The organism is Kribbella sp. NPDC051137, from assembly GCF_040682535.1.
GTDB classification, from domain to species: Bacteria; Actinomycetota; Actinomycetes; order Propionibacteriales; family Kribbellaceae; genus Kribbella; species Kribbella karoonensis.
This window is the reverse complement of record NZ_JBFBBI010000001.1, coordinates 1,332,482-1,346,574: the sequence shown is the minus strand read 5'-3', so window position 1 is coordinate 1,346,574 and position 14,093 is coordinate 1,332,482. Positions and strand designations below refer to the sequence as shown.

Sequence of the window (14,093 nt, the reverse complement as noted above, 5' to 3'; positions counted from 1 at the left end):
CCTACGGAATGTCAGGGATCCGGTTGCCCTGCTCGTCCCAGTGCTCGGCGACCTTCTTGCTCGGCTGCACCCGCGGCGGCTCGCCCGGCATCTTCGGATAGTCGGGCGGGAAGTTCAGCTCGCCGCCGGGCAGCTCCTCCCACAACCGCAGCAGCGGGTCGAGCGCGTACGCCGTGTCGTCCATGTCGGCCCACGGATCGCCGTCGGCGAGGTACTCGGGCACCGTGTGCAGGTTGAACGCCCGCGGGTCGTCGACGTCGGCGAGCCGCTCCCACGACATCGGCGTACTGACCGGAGCCCCGGGCCGCGGCCGGAGCGACCAGGCGCCGGCGACGGTGCGGTCGCGGAGGTTCTGGTTGAAGTCCAGGAAGATCGAGGCGTCGCCGCGCTCCTCCTTCCACCACGCGGTGGTGACGCCGTCGTCGCGGCGCTCCAGCTCGCGGCCGAGCCCGATCGCGGCGTGCCGGACCTCGTCGAACGACCACTCGGGCCGGATCCGCACGTAGATGTGGATGCCCCGGTTGCCGCTGGTCTTCGGGTACCCGCGGAGCCCCAGCTCCTCGAGCAGCTCGCGCGCGACGGCGGCCACCCGCCGGGCGTCGGCGAAGGTCGCCCCGGGCTGCGGGTCGAGGTCGAGGCGCAGCTCGTCGGGCCGGTCGAGGTCGGTCTTGCGCACGGCCCACGGGTGGAAGGTCAGCGTGCCCATCTGCGCGGCCCAGACCGCGGCGGCCGGCTCGGACAGGCACAGCTCGTCGATCGGGCGGCCGTTCGGCGTCAGCACCCGGCAGGTCTCCAGCCAGTCCGGAGCGCCCTTCGGCAGGCGCTTCGAGTAGAACCCGTCGCCGGTCTGCCGGCCGATCGAGTCCACCGACAGCGTCATCCCCTCACGCCAGCCGCCCGGCCAGCGTTCGAGCGCCACCGGCCGGTCCCCCGAGGCGTGCATGAACGCCGGAGCCACGGCAACGAAGTACTCGCAGACCTGCAGCTTGGTGACTTCCGGAGCCCAGTCGGTGGCTTCGTAGACCACCCGCTCGGGACTCGAGACCCGGACCTCACGCTCCCCCACGGTGAGCATCACCGCCGTGCTCTTCGCCATGCGGTGACGGTATCGCCCCCGGCCGACCAAAACCGGGGAAAGGCAACTTTTCCCAACCTCTGGCCACGGTAGGTGACCGGACGGTAACGTTCCAGCACCTCGTTCCTGGGGCGTGAGGCCCCCGGGACACCTGACAAGGAGCGCGAGGATGAACAGATCCGCCCTGTTCGCCGCTGCGACTGCAGTGGCGACCACCACCGCCCTCGGACTGACCAGCGCAACTACTGCCACCGGCGCACCGACGGCAAGCCCTGTTCCCACCCCCGCTGCGGCCGTCGCGAAGGCCAAGGAGGCGATCAGCGACAACCTGTCCGCGCTGCGGGCCACCACGGCCGACGCGTTCGTGGTCAAGGACGTGATCGTCGACAAGGACGGCAGCAGCCATGTGCGGATGGACCGCACGATCGGCGGCCTGCCCGTTCTCGGGGGCGACGTCGTCGTCCACGAGACCAAGGACGGCGCCTTCGAGGGCGCCAGCCTGACCCTCACGAAGAGCGCGAACATCAGCCGTACGCCGAAACTCGCCGCCGCGACCGCCACGGCCAAGGCGCTCGCCAAGGGTCTGAAGGCCGAAGGCAAGCCCAGCCTGGTGATCGAGGCCCGCAAGGGCGCACCGCGGCTGGCCTACCTGGTCACCACGGCCGGCACTCAGAAGGACGGTACGCCGAGCCGCATCACCACCACGGTCGACGCCCTGACCGGCGCGAAGCTGATCAGCGAGCAGCACATAGAGACCGCCACCGGCGACGGCAAGAGCCTGTACTCCGGCACCGTGCCGCTGGAGACGAGTACGGCGACCGGCGGCTACACGCTGACCGACGCGACCCGCGGCGGCGGCTGGACCGGCGACGCGAACAACCAGACCGACTCGATCCTCTGCCAGCTCTTCCAGCTGGGCTGCCCGACGCCGACGAAGTTCACCGACGCCGACAACCACTGGGGCACCGGCACGACCGCCGACCGGACGAGTGCCGCTGTCGACGCGCACTACGGCGCCGCGACGACGTACGACTACTACAAGAACGTCCAGGGCCGGAACGGGATCTTCGGCGACGGCAAGGGAGTTCCGAGCCGTGTGCACTACGGCTCGAACTACGTGAACGCGTTCTGGGACGGCAAGCAGATGACGTACGGCGACGGCGACAGCGTCGCGGCCGGCCCGCTGGTCTCGCTCGACGTCGCGGGCCACGAGATGTCCCACGGCGTCACCGAGCACACCGCGAACCTCACGTACTCCGGGGAGTCCGGCGGCCTGAACGAGGCGACCAGCGACATCCTCGGCACGATGGTCGAGTTCTACGCGAACAACGCCTCGGACCCGGGCGACTACTACATCGGCGAGAAGATCATGAAGGACCGCCCGGCGCTGCGCTACATGGACAAGCCGAGCAAGGACGGCAACTCCCCGGACTGCTACTCGTCGAGCGTCGGCAACCTGGACGTGCACTACTCGTCCGGGATCGCCAACCACTTCGCGTACCTGCTCGCCGAGGGCTCCGGCGCGAAGACGATCGGCGGCCTGCCGCACAACTCGCCGACCTGCAACGGTTCGACGCTGACCGGGATCGGGCACGACAAGCTCGGCAAGATCTGGTTCCGCGCGCTGACGACGTACATGACCAGCGGTACGACGTACGCGCAGGCCCGGACCGCGACGCTGAACGCGGCCACCGACCTGTACGGCGCGAACAGCGCGGAGAAGGCCGCCGTCGCGGCCGCCTGGTCTGCGGTAGCCGTCAACTGATCGAAGTTTCGCCGGTCCTGTCCCACTGGGGCGGACAGGGCCGGCGAATGATCACCCCTGCTTTTCGACACCGCACCCGGTGTTCACGTGTTGGACCTTGGAAGGACCACGTACCGGTGTGAGAATCCGGCCATGTCTGCCCTGAACGGATCACGACGCCGCGTCGGCGCTCTCGTGGTCGCCTCGAGTCTCGCCGTGGCCGGCGCCGCGACGCTGATCGCCCGGCCCGCCGACGCCGCCTCCACCGACGTACTGATCACCGAGGTGTACGGCGGTGGCGGCAACAGCGGTGCGCCGTACACCAACGACTTCGTCGAGCTGACCAACAACGGCTCCGCTCCGGTCGACGTGAGCGGCTGGTCGATCCAGTACGCGTCCGCGGCCGGTACGTCGTGGCAGGTCACGAAGCTGACCGGCAGCATCGCGCCGGGCGCGGTGTACCTGGTCCAGGAAGGCGGCGGCGCCACCGGGCAGCCGATGCCGACTCCGAACGTGACTGGCACGATCCCGATGTCCGCCACCGCCGGCAAGGTCGCGCTGGTCACCAGCCAGACCGCGCTCGCCTGCGGCTCCGGGTGCCACGCCGACCCGGCGGTCCGCGACTACGTCGGCTTCGGTACGGCGAACGACTCCGAGACCGCGCCCGCGCCGGGCCTGTCGAACACCACGTCGGCCGCCCGGGCGAACCCGAAGCAGGACACCGACAACAACAGCGCGGACTTCGTCGCGGGCAACCCGTCGCCGGGCACGCTGACCGGCGGGCCGGCCGAGCCGCCCGTGGACGCGAAGATCCACGACATCCAGGGTGCCGCGCACCGCTCGCCGCTGGAGGGCAAGCGGGTCGGCAACGTCACCGGTGTGGTGACCGCGAAGGGCAGCAACGGGTTCTGGTTCCAGGACACCCAGCCGGACGACAACCCGGCCACCAGCGAAGGCGTGTTCGTCTTCACCAGCTCAGCGCCGACGGTGTCGGTCGGCGACGCGCTGAGCGTCGAGGCGACGGTCGCCGAGTTCCGCCCGGGCGGCTCCGGCGGTACGACGAACCTCACCACGACCGAGCTGACCAACGCCAAGATCACCGTCACCGGGACGGCTCCCGTGCCGGCTCCGACGATCGTCGGCCCGGGCGGCCGCGTGCCGCCGTCGACGGTGATCGACGACGACTCCAACGGTGACGTCGAGAAGACCAGCACCGCGTTCGACCCGGCCAACGACGGGCTCGACTTCTGGGAGTCGCTCGAGGGCATGTGGATCGGCATCAACCAGCCGGAGGTCACCGGTCCGACCAGCTCGTACCGCGAGCTGTCCGTCGTACCGGCCGGGTCCGGGGTCCGCACGGTCCGCGGCGGCATCCTGCTGCAGAAGACCGACTCGAACCCGGAGCGGATCCTGCTGGACGACGTGCTCACACCGATCCCGGACGCGAAGACCGGCGACACGCTGGCCGGCACCGTGAACGGCGTCGTGGACTACTCGTTCGGGAACTTCAAGTTCCTGCCGACCACGACGCCGACCGTGATCGACGGCGGGGTCCAGCGCGAGGTCACCAGGCCGTCGTCGCCGGCGCAACTGTCGGTCGCGACGTTCAACGTGGAGAACCTGGACCCGTCCGACGGTGACGCCAAGTTCGACGGTCTCGCGCAGGCGGTCGTCCACAACCTCGCCTCGCCGGACGTCCTCGGCCTCGAAGAGGTGCAGGACAACGACGGCGCGGTCAACTCCGGTACGACGGCCGCCGACAAGACGCTGAACATGCTGGTCGCGGCGATCGCGAAGGCAGGCGGGCCGAAGTACGCGTGGCGGGAGATCGACCCGGTGAACAACGCCGAGGGCGGCGAGCCGGGCGGCAACATCCGGGTGGCGTTCCTGTACCGGACCGACAAGCCGCTGACGTTCGTCGACACGCCGGGCGGCGGCTCGACGACCGCGACCACGATCGTCACCGACCACGCCGGACGGCCGCATCTCAGCTCGTCGCCGGGCCGCGTCGACCCGGCCAACCCGGCCTGGGCCGCGACCCGGGTCCCGCTGGCCGGCGAGTTCAAGTGGCACGGGCAGACCGTGTTCGTGGTCGTGAACCACTTCAGCTCCAAGGGCGGTGACGACCCGCTGTGGGGCCGGTTCCAGCCGCCGGTGCAGTCCAGCGCCCCGAAGCGGCACGAGCAGGCCGCCGCGGTCCGCTCGTTCGTGGACCAGATCCTGGCGAAGGACAAGGGCGCGAACATCGTCGTCCTCGGTGACCTGAACGACTTCGACTGGTCGCAGACCGCGGACATCCTGGTCGGATCCGGCAACACCGCACTGGTCGACCTGCCGCGGACTCTGCCGCTGAAGGAGCGGTACAGCTACGTGTTCGAGGGCAACAGCCAGATCCTGGACCAGATCCTGGTGTCGCAGAACCTGCGGCCGACCGCGCAGTACGACGTCGTGCACATGAACGCGGAGTTCCCGGACCAGATCTCCGACCACGACCCGCAGGTGGTCAAGCTGACCCCGCTCCCGTCCTGGGTGCGCTAACCGCAGTGTTACGTCGGTCGCCCGGGCGGGGTTTTCGCGTCCGGGCGGCCGATACTGGTGTGGTGACAGATGACACCAAGCAGTACGCCGTCCAGAAGTCCGACGCGGAGTGGAAGGCGCAGCTCTCCCCCGCCGAGTTCCACGTGCTGCGCCAGGCCGGCACCGAGCGGCCGTTCGTCGGTGAGTACACCGACACCAAGACGGTCGGCGTCTACCGGTGCCGCGCCTGCGACGCCGAACTCTTCCGCAGCGAGACCAAGTTCGACTCGCACTGCGGCTGGCCGTCGTTCTTCGCCCCGCTCGCGGAGGACCGCGTCGAGTACATCGAGGACTCCACGCTCGGCATGAAGCGCGTCGAGGTCCGCTGCGCCAACTGCGGCTCGCACCTCGGCCACGTCTTCGAGGGCGAGGGCTACGGCACACCCACCGACCTGCGCTACTGCATCAACAGCATCAGCCTCACCCTCCAGCCCGAGTGATCAGGTACTGGTGGTCCGCCTGACTCAGGGCTACCTTGAGCCCAAGGTCTCTCGGGGGCAGTGATGGCCGTGTGCACGGCATCTTTGCAGGAGGCAACAAGTGGCGGAAATCAGGTCGCGTGCGACAGCCGTCGCCGCAGCAGCGGTACTGGTAGCAGGAGCGTTGGTGTGGACGCAGTCCGCATCGGCCGCACCGTCGGGGCGGCATGGCCTGGCCGGGAGCGTCCCGCCCTGGGCCACCGCCGCCGCCAAGGTCGGTGAGGCGTCCGGCTCGGACAACGTCGGGTTCCGGGTCTATCTGGGCTGGCGCGATGCCGGCGGCGCGGAGGCGCTGGCCACCGCGGTGTCCACGCCCGGATCGGCGAGCTACGGGAAGTACGTGACTGCGGCGAAGTTCCGCGGCCAGTTCGCGCCGTCGGCGTCCGACGTGTCGGCAGTCCAGCAGTGGCTGCGCAAGGCGGGCTTCGACATCGGCGTCACGCCGGGCAACAACCGCTATGTGCAGGCCGAAGGGACGGTCGCGCAGGCCGCCGCCGCGTTCGGCGCCAAGTTCGGGGTCTACAAGGTGGCAGGCCAGACACTGCGGGCACCGGAGTCGGAGTTGTCCGTCCCGTCGACCTTGCCGTCCTCGATCACCGCGGTCATCGGACTGGACGAGTCGTCGGCGCTGACCAAGCCCGACGCCCAGTCGCCTGACGCGACGCCGTCACCGGCCTTCGTCAACGCGCCGCCGTGCTCGGCCTACTGGAACGAGAAGAACACCGCGACCACCCTGACGCCGGACGGCACCAAGGCGCCGGACGCGTACGGCCACCCGAACCCGTGGGCCGTCTGCGGCCACACCCCGGCACAACTGCGGAGCGCGTACGGCGTGGCGGGCGCGGGCAACGACGGCACCGGCCAGACGGTCGCGATCATCGACGCGTACGCCTCGCCGACGATCGTTGCGGACGTCAACGAGTACTCCAGCCGGCACGGCCTGCCGAAGCTGACCGGTTCGACCTTCAGCCAGGTCACCCCGCCGGGAGTGTTCAACCGGCCACAGAACCGGCGCCAGGACCCGCAGGGCTGGTACGGCGAGGAGACGCTCGACGTCGAGGCCGTCCACGGCGTCGCCCCCGGCGCCAAGATCGTGTACGTCGGCGCGCCGAACAACTACCAGGACCTCGACGCCGCGATGAACCACGTCGTCGACCAGCACCTGGCTTCGATCGTCACGAACTCGTACGGCTTCTCGACCGAGCTGCTGCCGACCGGCTACGTCAAGCCGCTGAACGACACCCTGATCGAGGCCGCCGCGACCGGCATCGGCGTGTACTTCTCCTCCGGCGACGACGGCGACCACACCGGCGGCAACCCGGCGAACGCGAGCCACGCGACGCCTGACTGGCCCGCTGTCAGCCCGTGGGTGACCGCGGTCGGCGGGACCGCGCTGGCCGTCGGCGCCGCCGGCAACTACCTGTTCGAGACCGGTTGGGAGACCGGCCGCTCCGACCTGTCCGGTGGCGTCTGGTCGCCGACGCCGCCCGGCGACTACACCGGCGGGTCCGGCGGCGGCACCAGCCGGCTGTTCACCCAGCCCGCGTACCAGAAGGGCGTGGTGCCGAACGCCATCGCGACCGCCAACGGCACCCGTCCGCAGCCGATGCGTGCGGTACCGGACGTGGCCGCGATCGGCGACCCGAACACCGGCTACCTGATCGGCCAGACCCAGGCGTTCCCGGACGGGACGTCGAGGTACAGCGAGTACCGGATCGGCGGCACCAGCCTGTCCTCGCCGGTCTACGCGGGCCTGATGGCGATCGCCCAGCAGAAGGCCGGGCACGACATCGGCTTCGCCAACCCGCTCCTGTACTCCAAGGCCGGCAGCTCGGCGTACCACGACATCGTCCCGCCGGCCGCACCGATCGCGGTGGCCCGGAACAACTACACCAACAGCGTCGACGCCTCCGGCGGCACTTTCGTCAGCCTCCGCACCCTCGGCTTCGACTCCGGGCTGACGATCCACGTGCGCCCCGGCTACGACGACGTGACCGGTGTCGGCTCACCGAACGGAGCAGCCTGGCTGAACGCCTTGTCCCAGTAGACTGGACCGCCCCGAGCCAACCCGGACGGGGCGGAAAGGATCCATGGCTGACGACACCCGCAGACCGCGCCTTCTCGACGTCCTGTCTGCAGATCAAGCCTGGGAGGTCCCGGACGCCTGGGTGGCCGGCGTCCGGGCCCGCCTCAAGGCGTGGGCCGACGATCCCGCGGCGCTGCGCCCGTTGCGCGCCGAGGCCTTCCCAGACTTCGTCAAAGGCACTCCGGCGGCGGTCTGGTTCACCCATCAGGTGGCGCCGCTGCTGAGTGGCTGGATCCCGGTCCTGCACGGCGAGTACGCCGACCTCTCCACCGAGCTCACGCACGAGTTCTACCGGCCGTCCTCCCGTCTCGGCGGCAACGGTCACGTGATCTACGTGGCGCACACCGACTGGCACCTGCAGGCGATCGCCGGCGCCCGCGGCTTCCGTGAGGCGGGCCGTAAGCAAGCGCTGCAGCTGTCCCGCGACGTCGTCCGGCTGTTCGTCGACGCGCCCCCGCTGGCGGCCCGCGCCGAGGCTCTGACCGCGGCGTTCGACCGGGTGCTGGCCGACCGCGACGTCACCCAGCTGCACGTCACCGGCGAGTACGACGAGATCGCGAAGTACTGGCGGACCGACGCCCTGACGCCCGCCGAGCGCACCCTGCTCCCCGAGCTGGCCGGCCCGACCGCCGCGCTCCGGTACTCGCTGAACTCGATCCGCGACACGCACGCCCGGATGCTGATGACGAGCCCGGACGAGTACGCCGGCGACTTCGCCCAGGTGCTGTCCGAGCTGATCCTGGCCGCCGGGCTGCGCGGTATTCCGCAGACCGTGGCGAACATCCTCGGCGACGCCGCCATCGACGTCCACCACGCGCTCGAGGACCTTCGCCCGCGGTTCAGCCTGCAGACCTGGCACGGCCACGTCAACCAGTGGATGTCGCGCGCGATCCGGAACGGGCAGTCGCCGCTCGCCCGGTCCTGGGGCGCCGCCGCGGCGCGGGTCGGCGTACACCTGTCCGGCGTACTCACCGGACAGCCGTGGCCGGAGCCGGAGATCCCCGACCTGACGACGCTGTTCCGGATGCTCGACCGGGAACGCTGGAGCGCTCTGGAGACGGCCGCGGCGGCCGAGCAGGACAACTCGCTGGCGGCCGCGTGGAGCGACGTGAAGGTCAGCGAGGACAAGGCGCAGACCGGCGAGAGCAGCTTCGAGGACGGGGAGCTGCCGCCGAAGCCCGTCGATCTGAGCGACAACCCGCTCGCGGAGCTCGACTCGCTGATCGGCCTGGACTCGGTGAAGGACGCCGTTCGCCGGATGGTCGCGGAGGTGAAGACCAACCTGCGCCGGACCGAGCTCGGCCTGCCCAGCCACGAGCGGGCCCGGCACATGGTCTTCGTCGGCAAGCCCGGTACGGCGAAGACGACGATCGCCCGGCTGCTCAGCCGGATCTACCACCAGCTCGGCGTCCTGGAGAAGGGCCACGTGGTCGAGGTCGACCGGTCCGACCTGGTCGGCGCCGCGGTCGGTTCGACGGCGCCGATGACCGCGGCCAAGTTCCGCGAGGCGCTCGGCGGCGTGCTGTTCATCGACGAGGCGTACAGCCTGACGCCGGAGAACACGCCCGGCGACTACGGTCTGGAGGCGGTGGCGACGATCCTGAAGATGATGGAGGACCATCGCAACGACTGCATCGTGATCGTCGCCGGGTACCACCGCGAGATGCAGCGCTTCATGGAGTCGAACACCGGTCTGCAGTCCCGGTTCCCGAAGCTGTTGTCGTTCAGCGAGTACGACACCGACCAGCTGGTGCAGATCTTCGAGCTGCAGGCGCGCCAGAAGGGCATGATCTACGGCGAGGAAGTGCTCGACAAGGTCCGCACCGTGATCCCGCCGGCGCCGCGAGGCCACAGCTTCGGTAACGGTCGTTTCATCCGGAACGTGCTCGAGGAGGCCGTCTCCAACCAGGCCACCCGGCTGTCCGCGAGCGACCCGGACAAGCTCACCGAACGCGACCTGCGCGAGCTGATCCCCGCGGACGTCCGGCCCCCGACGTCGATGCGCGCCGAGGACTACCTGCTGCAGAAGCCTGGTACCTAGATCGGCTCTAGATCGGCTCTAGATCGGCATGGCGAGAGCGACGGGGTTGCCGTCGGGGTCGGCGAGGTACGCCTGGCGCTCGCCCCACGGCATCGTGGCCGGCTCCTGCAGGACCGGGTGGCCGGCCGCGCGGAAGCGTTCCACCTCGGCCTCGACGTCGTCGACGTACACGAACAGCTCGAAACGCGGCGCCGTACCGACGGTGATGCCGAGCTGGGCCTCCGGCCAGTTGGCGTCGGAGAGCCCGAGGGACGAGTCGCCGCGCTCGAGGCCGACGTAGTGCGGGTCGCCCTCGAGCGGGAACTGGTACCGCGACTCGTAGCCGAGCAGCGTGTAGAACTCGACCGCTCGGCGTACGTCGGTCACGTACAGGACCGGGAAGGCCTTAGACAAGGTTCGCGACCAGGTCGGCGACCTCGGTCCGCTTGCCCGTGTAGAACGGGATCTCCTCGCGGGTGTGCCGGCGCGCCGTCGCCGCGCGCAGCTCACGCATCAGGTCGACGATCCGGTGCAGCTCGTCCGCCTCGAAGGCCAGCATCCACTCGTAGTCGCCGAGCGCGAACGCCGCCACGGTGTTCGCCCGGACGTCGGGGAAGGTGCGCGCCATCTGACCGTGCTCGGCGAGCATCGCCCGGCGCTCCTCGTCGGGCAGCAGGTACCACTCGTAGGACCGGACGAACGGGTACACGCAGACGTACGCCCGCGGCTCCTCGTCGGCCAGGAACGCCGGGATGTGGCTCTTGTTGAACTCGGCCGGCCGGTGCAGCGCGAACTGCGACCAGACCGGGACCAGGTGCCGGCCCAGCCGCGACCGGCGCAGCGCGTGGTACGCCTGCTGCAGCGCGTCCGAGCTCGGGGCATGCCACCAGATCATGAAGTCGGCGTCGGCCCGGAAACCCTCGACGTCGTAGATCCCGCGGATCACCACGTCGTCGGCCGCCAGCTTCCCGACCAGGTCGTTGAGCTCGGCGGTCAGCTCGTCCCGGTCCGCGTCCCCGAGCGGCGTCTCGACCTTGAACACCGACCACAAGGTGTAGCGGATGACGTTGTTCAGCTCACGAGCCTTCGGCTTACCAGTCACGACTTCATTGTCTCCCTTGTGTTCAGGTGCTCCCGCACCCGGGTGGCCGCCTTGCCACCCGATGCCACACACGCGGCGATCCCGACGCCCCGGTACGCCGCCCCGCAGACCGCCAGCCCGGGCACGCCGGCCACTGCCGCCTCCACCCGGTCGACCCGGTCGAGGTGCCCCACGGCGTACTGCGGCAACCCGCCGCCCCACCTCGTCACGAGCGATCCGACCACACGGTCCAGCCCGATCGCCTTCCCCAGATCGGCCACCGCGAGCCGGACCAGCTCGTCGTCGGAGCGCTGCAGCACATACTCCTCACCGAGCCGGCCGACCGAGGTCCGCAGTACGGCGAGGTCTCCCCCGGCCTCCGCGGACCAGGCCCACTTGGCGTGCGAGTACGTCGCCGCCTTGATCGTGCGGCCCTCGACCGACGGCACCAGGAACCCGGAGCCGGTCGCCCCGGCGGGCCAGTCCGTCTTCCGGACCGCGATTGTGACGATCGCCATACTCGCGTACTCGATCGCGCTCAGCTCTGTCGCTGCCGCGGGCACCAGCCCGGCCAGCATCCGCGCGGCGGGCGTCGCGGGGACTGCGACGACGATCGCGTCCGCGGTCAGGTAGGTCGGCGCGGGCACCGGCCCGGCCTCCAGCTCGAACCCGTCGGCCGTGCGCGTGATCCGCCGTACGGCGAGCTTGGTCCGGATCTGCACGCCGCGCTTCTCGAGGTCCTGTTCCAGGGCGGTGACGATCCGGTTGATGCCGCCGGCGACGCCCGCGAACACCGGCTGACCGGCGCGCTTCTGCCCGAGCTCGCGCAGCTCGGCCGTGGCCGCGAGCAGGCTCGGCGCGGTCCGCAGCTTCGCGAACAGGTCCGGTACGGCGGCGGCGAGCGAGATCTCCTCGGCCCTCCCGGCGTACACCCCGCCGAGCAGCGGGTCGACCAGCTTGTCGGTGACCGCGGACCCCATCCGCTGGGCCACGAACCGCCCGATCGCCACGTCCTCGGTCAGCCCGGGTGCGGCCAGCTCCGACTCGTGCGCGACCTGCTCGGCGGCCGCCTCCCCGAGTACGTCCGTGGTCGCGGACGGATCCACCGGGACGCCCATCACGGTCGGTGGGATCGCCCGGATCCTGTCGCCCACCCACAACCCGGCGGTCGTGGTGGCCGGATGCACCAGGTCGTCGCCGAGCCCGACCGCCCTGATCAGGTCGACCGCCTCCGGCCGCCGGGCCAGCACCGATTCGGCGCCCAGGTCGACCGGCACGCCCTCGACGTCGGCGCCGGCCAGCTTCCCGCCGAGCCGGGGCGACCCTTCGAGGATCGTGACCTGCGGCGGGTTCGGCCCGGTCGCCAGCGCGTGCGCCGCCGCCAGCCCGCTGATCCCGCCACCGACCACCACAACCCGGTTCACAACGCCTCCAAGACGTATTTCTTGCCCGGCCCGAGATCCGTGCTCGAGACGCCGACCTGATGGAACCCGACGCGGGTGAGCACCGCCTGTGACGCCGGGTTCCGGTCCGAGGCGCCCGCGCGCAGCGAGGTCAGCCCGTAGCCGCGAGCCAGCTCGAAGATCGCCCGTACGGCGGCCGTCGCCAGCCCCTGACCCGCCCGCTTCTCCGCGATCCGGTAGCCCAGCTCGGCCTGTCCGTCCACCAGGTCGATCAGGTTCATCCGGCCGACCACCGCGCCGTCCTCGTCGACCAGCACGTGGAAACGGCAGACGCCCGCCTCCTGCTCCGCCAGCTGGGCGGCGTGCCGGGTCGGGAAGTCCGCGAAGTACTCGTCACCGCGGTCCCAGATCCACGACGCGAAGTACGCCCGGTTCTCCAGCTCGAACGCCAGCACCGCGTCGGCGTGGTCCGCACGCAACGGCTCCAGCGTCACCTGGTGGTCAGGCAGGTACATGAGCTGATCGGGAGGCCGACTGCACGTACTTGGTGATCCGCTCCAGCACGTCCGGATCCGCGTTCGGCGGAACGCCGTGGCCCAGGTTGAAGATGTGGCCGGGCGCCGCCTTGCCCTCGGCAAGGATCCGGTCCAGCTCCGGCTCGATCGCCTCCCAGCCGGCGAACAGCAGTGCCGGGTCGAGGTTGCCCTGCACCGGCTTCGGCGTACCGATCCGGCGGACCGCCTCGTCCAGGGGCACCCGCCAGTCGACGCCGACCACGTCCGCGCCGGCCGCGCTCATCAGCCCGAGCAGCTCGCCCGTGTTCACACCGAAGTGCACCCGCGGTACCCCGTAGTGCTCGATCGCCTCGAACACCCTCGCGGTGTGCGGCAACACGAACCGCTCGTAGTCCCGCGGCGACAGCCCGCCCGCCCACGAGTCGAACAGCTGGACCGCCGACGCACCGGCCTCCACCTGGATCGCCAGGTACGCGATCGCGACGTCCGCGAGCCGGTCCGCGAGCGAGTGCCACAAGGCGGGGTCACCGTGCATCATCGCCTTGGTCTTCGCGAAGTCCTTGCTCGGCCCGCCCTCGACCAGGTACGACGCGACCGTGAACGGAGCGCCCGCGAACCCGATCAGCGGCGTACCGCCGAGCTCGGAGACCAGCTGCTGGACGGACTCCGTGGTGTACGGCACGTCCGCCGGGGTGACCGGCCGGACCCTTCCGACCCCCTCCGCGTCCCGGATCGGCTCCGCCACCACCGGGCCGATACCGGGCTTGATGTCGACGTCGAACCCGGCCGACTTCAGCGGGGCGACGATGTCGGAGTAGAAGACAGCCGCGTCCACCCCGTAACGGCGGACCGGCTGCAGCGTTATCTCGACGACGATGTCGGGCCGCGTGAGGGCCTCGAGCATCGGGATGCCCTCCCGGACCTTGCGGTACTCGGGCAGCGCGCGGCCCGCCTGGCGCATGAACCACACCGGGGTGTGCGGCGGCCGCTCACCCCGGGCAGCGAGCAGATAGGCGGAACTGTCCAGTGATGGGGGTAACGTCGAGGCCACAGTCCGATGATCCCACGCGGCGACCGGCGCTCGGCGGCCTGGTCGCGCACAGCTACCGGCGC

The 14,093-nt window shown here is 70.5% G+C and carries 11 protein-coding genes; 5 read left to right on the top strand and 6 right to left on the bottom strand.

From position 1 onward, the window contains the following. Window position 1: 1 nt before the first annotated feature. Complete coding sequence (locus AB0M51_RS06345; protein ID WP_344196720.1) at window positions 2-1,096, bottom strand: DNA primase small subunit domain-containing protein; 1,095 nt, start codon at window positions 1,094-1,096, stop codon at window positions 2-4. 148 nt (window positions 1,097-1,244) lie between these two features. Between AB0M51_RS06345 and AB0M51_RS06340 the strand changes: the two genes are divergently transcribed. The 5 genes from AB0M51_RS06340 to AB0M51_RS06320 all read left to right on the top strand — a co-directional run bounded on the left by AB0M51_RS06340 (window position 1,245) and on the right by AB0M51_RS06320 (window position 10,002). Then, window positions 1,245-2,840 carry a M4 family metallopeptidase gene (locus AB0M51_RS06340; RefSeq protein ID WP_363748313.1) on the top strand — a complete coding sequence of 532 codons (1,596 nt, stop codon included), beginning with the start codon at window positions 1,245-1,247 and terminating at the stop codon, window positions 2,838-2,840. Window positions 2,841-2,972: 132 nt separating this feature from the next. Then, window positions 2,973-5,357 carry a lamin tail domain-containing protein gene (locus AB0M51_RS06335; protein ID WP_363748311.1) on the top strand — a complete coding sequence of 795 codons (2,385 nt, stop codon included), beginning with the start codon at window positions 2,973-2,975 and terminating at the stop codon, window positions 5,355-5,357. 62 nt (window positions 5,358-5,419) lie between these two features. Continuing rightward, entirely contained in the window at window positions 5,420-5,836 is a 417-nt protein-coding gene (msrB, locus tag AB0M51_RS06330) for a peptide-methionine (R)-S-oxide reductase MsrB (RefSeq protein ID WP_344196726.1), read from the top strand. Between the two features lie 100 nt (window positions 5,837-5,936). Then, window positions 5,937-7,922, top strand: coding sequence for a S53 family peptidase (locus tag AB0M51_RS06325; protein ID WP_363748308.1), 1,986 nt, complete (start codon window positions 5,937-5,939; stop codon window positions 7,920-7,922). A 43-nt stretch (window positions 7,923-7,965) separates the two neighbouring features. Then, entirely contained in the window at window positions 7,966-10,002 is a 2,037-nt protein-coding gene (locus tag AB0M51_RS06320; protein ID WP_363748306.1) for an AAA family ATPase, read from the top strand. An 18-nt stretch (window positions 10,003-10,020) separates the two neighbouring features. Here AB0M51_RS06320 and AB0M51_RS06315 read toward each other — a convergent pair whose 3' ends face one another. Genes AB0M51_RS06315 through hemE form a run of 5 tightly spaced genes read right to left on the bottom strand, consistent with a single transcriptional unit; the run spans window position 10,021 to window position 14,031 of the window. Then, a complete protein-coding gene (locus AB0M51_RS06315; RefSeq protein ID WP_344196732.1) occupies window positions 10,021-10,395 on the bottom strand; it encodes a VOC family protein in 375 nt (124 codons plus the stop codon). Beyond that, window positions 10,388-11,083: a hydrogen peroxide-dependent heme synthase gene (gene hemQ / locus AB0M51_RS06310; protein ID WP_344196734.1), complete on the bottom strand. Its 696-nt coding sequence runs from the start codon at window positions 11,081-11,083 to the stop codon at window positions 10,388-10,390. The genes AB0M51_RS06315 and hemQ overlap by 8 nt, the downstream gene beginning before the upstream one ends. Beyond that, on the bottom strand, window positions 11,080-12,486 hold the full coding sequence (hemG, locus tag AB0M51_RS06305) for a protoporphyrinogen oxidase (RefSeq protein ID WP_363748303.1): 1,407 nt from the start codon (window positions 12,484-12,486) through the stop codon (window positions 11,080-11,082). Before hemG ends, hemQ begins: the two co-directional genes overlap by 4 nt. Continuing rightward, window positions 12,483-12,980 (bottom strand): GNAT family N-acetyltransferase, encoded by a 498-nt coding sequence (locus AB0M51_RS06300; protein ID WP_344196738.1) that lies wholly within the window; start codon window positions 12,978-12,980, stop codon window positions 12,483-12,485. Before AB0M51_RS06300 ends, hemG begins: the two co-directional genes overlap by 4 nt. Then, window positions 12,967-14,031, bottom strand: coding sequence for a uroporphyrinogen decarboxylase (gene hemE, locus AB0M51_RS06295; protein ID WP_363748301.1), 1,065 nt, complete (start codon window positions 14,029-14,031; stop codon window positions 12,967-12,969). Before hemE ends, AB0M51_RS06300 begins: the two co-directional genes overlap by 14 nt. Between the last annotated feature and the right edge of the window lie 62 nt (window positions 14,032-14,093).

What these genes read in the sequence shown, in the direction of transcription:
- AB0M51_RS06335 (WP_363748311.1), top strand. Translation starts at nt 2,973, where the DNA reads ATGTCTGCCCTGAACGGATCACGACGCCGCGTCGGCGCTCTCGTGGTC.
- AB0M51_RS06345 (WP_344196720.1), bottom strand. Translation starts at nt 1,096, where the DNA reads ATGGCGAAGAGCACGGCGGTGATGCTCACCGTGGGGGAGCGTGAGGTC.
- AB0M51_RS06340 (WP_363748313.1), top strand. Translation starts at nt 1,245, where the DNA reads ATGAACAGATCCGCCCTGTTCGCCGCTGCGACTGCAGTGGCGACCACC.
- AB0M51_RS06320 (WP_363748306.1), top strand. Translation starts at nt 7,966, where the DNA reads ATGGCTGACGACACCCGCAGACCGCGCCTTCTCGACGTCCTGTCTGCA.
- AB0M51_RS06300 (WP_344196738.1), bottom strand. Translation starts at nt 12,980, where the DNA reads ATGTACCTGCCTGACCACCAGGTGACGCTGGAGCCGTTGCGTGCGGAC.